The following is a 3,686-nucleotide window of genomic DNA, read 5'->3' on the forward strand; positions in this document are numbered from 1 at the left end:
TACAGCATGGTGTGATGAAAGAAATAAAAAAGAGAGCAAAATTTATTGGAATTTTACTAAAGAAAAAGCCGATAAAAAATTATCAAAATATTATATCTAAAACTATTAGAATTAAATTGTCATGACAATATGGATTTTCGGATGATTTGAAAGATGTTATAAATAAAGCAATTTTTTAGAAAAACTGATCAATTCTTCTAAATATTCCAATTACAAAGATGTTATTGAACAGTTCATTTAAGATTTAGCTTTTTATCAAACATATTCCTTAGAATGTTTTGATAGTGACACTTTTATCCCTACAAATAATGTTAAGATTGAATCAAAGTAAATTTCTTAAGATTTATTAAGAGAGATTTTTTAAAGAGGAGATTTTTGTTGAATAAAAAAATAAATAAAATAAAAAAACTTTGGAAACGTCAAAAAAAATATTATAATGAACCTAAAACAAGATATGATAAAAATATAGCTGGGTTTAAAAGAGTTGTAGATTATACTGAAAGATATAAGAATAATAATATTGATTCAACCGTAATACTTATTGAAAGTATGGGTGGAAAGAATATTTCACTTAGTATTTATAATATTCTTAGTAAAATAATTGATGAATCTCTAAATTATTCCATATATTTATCGTTAAATAATAAAAAACTGCAAAAAATTCTTCCAAAAAAGATATTAGAAAAAATAACTATTATATATCGTAATTCTACAGAATATTTGGATATACTCACAACAGCAACAATACTGTTTACTGATGGTGAATTTCCTTCATTTTATATTCGTAAGGACAATCAAAAACTAATAAATACATTGGAATATTTTTCAGGGTATAATGGAGAAAAAGAGTTATTGGGCATTGAAAAACAAATATCTCGTACTCTTCTCCATACTACTCATATTTTACTTAATGAAAATTATGAAGAGAATATTTTAAAACATCATCATTTGAATGGAGTGAAATCATTTTATATTATTAATGACTTCGATTATTATTTTGATTGTTATGATTATTATTATTTCAATTATTCTGATTATTATTTCGATTATTTCAATTTTGATGATTGTTTTAATGAATCCTACATTAATAATTCACTTTGTATTGTGAACCTAAAATTAGATTCTAATTTTAGTTCAAAAGAAAAAATTCAGGAATTGTACTATAAACTTCTTTCAAAAGAAGATATTGATACTGTTATTTTTCTTGTCCATATCTCTAAATATAAAAAGTATAGTGAATTAAAAGATATTGGTAGTCATGTTCAAGAAGATAACTTTCAAAAAGTGGAATTGATTAAAAAAGCTAAAATATTCATTAGTGATGATGATATTCTTTTAAAAAAAACACCTAATATGAAAGAAATGAAAAAATTCATATTAACTGATGATATGGAATTGTTTTCTTTTGATGAGCAGAAAACTATGGTTAATACTGTTAATTATTCAGTTCATGAAATTATAGAAAATCAAAGTATTTGGGTAAAAAATAAAGTGAATAAAAAAAATATTTTATTTTATTGTGGTGGCTTTTTTAGTAATGGAATTACATCATCATTGATTAATCTTTCAAACAATATTGACTATGAAAAGTACAATGTTATTTTAATTGATAGGTATTCACATGATAAAGAAAAGCAACTTAATATTGATAAATTAAATCCTAAAATAAATTTGCTTTATCGTGTAGGACAAAAGAATGTTACTATAAGTGAATGTCGTATTTTTAATTTTGTTACTGAAAGAAGAGGAATGAGAGGATGGCTAAAACTATTTGATGTGTTTAATCTTTTCAAACGTGAATATAGGAGAGTTTTCGGAGACCTACCTGTGGATATGGCTGTTGATTTTTCAGGTTACGTTCCTTTTTGGACAGCTCTTTTTGCTTTTTCAGATGCCAAGAAAAAAGTTGTTTATCAACACAATGATCTTCATAAAGAGACTATGAAAAAAGTAAATGGAAAGTATCCTCATAAAGAAAATTTGCCAAGGGTCTTTTCGCTTTATAAATATTATGATAATATATTATCTGTTGGAAAAGAAACTATGGAAGTTAATATAAGTAATCTTTCAAAGTGGACTCCAAGATCTAAATATATATATTTGCCAAATTCCATTAATCCTGACATTATCCTTGAAAAAGCAAATTCAGAAGAATCTTTGATTAAATTAGATAATAAATATAAATTTCTGATTAAAGAATTAATAGGATATCATAATAATTATTATCTTGCACAGACTGTTCCAATACCTAATAAAGAAAATTTTAATTTTCTGAATATTGGGAGACTATCTCCAGAAAAAGGTCAGATAAAACTTATAAAGGCTTTTTATAATCTTAAATTAAAAACAAACAAACCAGTAAAACTTTTTATTCTTGGAGAAGGTGCATTAAAAGAAAAACTTGAGAAATTAATCAAAAAATTATCTTTAGAAACAGATGTTTTTTTATTAGGGCAAATAGATAACCCTTATTTGTACATGAAAAATTCTGACTTATATATTTCATCAAGTAACCATGAAGGACAACCAATAGTACTTTTAGAAGTATTAACAATAGGATTACCTATTTTAGCAACTAATATTCCAGGCAACCTTTCGGTTTTGAAAGAGAGCGAAAGCACAATAGTAGAAAATACACAAAACTCTTTAACAGAAGCGATGTTAGAATTTGTAGAACAACCTGAAAAATTAATATCTCCAAATTTTGATTATATAAATTACAATAAACGAGCTATGGCAGGATTTTATGAACTTTTAAGTTAATAACAAGGTGATAAAAATGACTTTTAAAATAATTGAGATTACTCCTATGTTAATTCCATATGGGGTGAATACTTCTAGAAGGGCTCCAAGACCTCTTAATGAGCGTCAAAAAGATTATGTTGAAAACTATGATTATAAAACAGTTTTCTACGATATTTTTTATTCTGAAAATAATGTTTGCATGGTGGGACCTAATTTAAGAAACCTTGAAAGTATTATAAATATTGGGAAATGGTCAATTAATGGTTTTCTTCGGAGAGATGAACCTAAATTTAAAAGCATGTGGAAAGTAGACAATGTTTCGTTTGAATTAAATTATGGTGAATTGTCTGGAAATCCTGTAAATCAATTTGGTGTATCTTGTGGATGGTTGGATTGTGATGGGAAAATACAACCAAATGAATCAGCTATTTTTTCAGGTAAAAAGGTACTGGTATCAATTAATAAAAACAATAATTTAGCCTGTATAAAAGATTGGATAATTTTCTACCAAAGAACTCATGGAATTGATGCAGTATTACTATATGATAATGATTCTACTGAATATACAATGTATGAATTATTAGATGTGATTAAGGATATTGAAGGTATTGATGTTGGTGTTGTTGTTCCATGGGTTTGTGTCAAAATTTTACCTCTTGTCATTTTATTTTTCAATGTTTTAGTATTCATGTTAATAAATACTATTTACATGTTTAATTATTGTCTAAAAACCTCCTGTGAAAAAAAATTTTTAAATCTAAAATTAAAAAAAATAAGAGCATAACAATCTATACAATGATTTTTACACTTGCAATGATTAGTAAGAGTTTATTAGAGAGAATTAAATAGTAATATTTATTAATAATGGTCAGTAGATTAATTAATATGTTCAATAACCAATTAATCACTGACAATAATAATATAGTAAGCATACAACTTAA

At 25.1% G+C, this 3,686-nt stretch carries 2 protein-coding genes; both read left to right on the top strand.

Translation table 11 applies throughout. From position 1 onward, the window contains the following. The first annotated feature begins 378 nt into the window (after positions 1-378). Positions 379-2,763 (top strand): glycosyltransferase, encoded by a 2,385-nt coding sequence (locus tag MBFIL_RS03190; protein ID WP_066971436.1) that lies wholly within the window; start codon positions 379-381, stop codon positions 2,761-2,763. A gap of 16 nt (positions 2,764-2,779) precedes the next feature. Continuing rightward, entirely contained in the window at positions 2,780-3,529 is a 750-nt protein-coding gene (locus tag MBFIL_RS03195) for a hypothetical protein (RefSeq protein WP_066971439.1), read from the top strand. Positions 3,530-3,686 lie beyond the last annotated feature (157 nt).

Origin of the sequence: Methanobrevibacter filiformis (assembly GCF_001639265.1) — an archaeon.
Lineage (GTDB): Archaea > Methanobacteriota > Methanobacteria > Methanobacteriales > Methanobacteriaceae > Methanacia > Methanacia filiformis.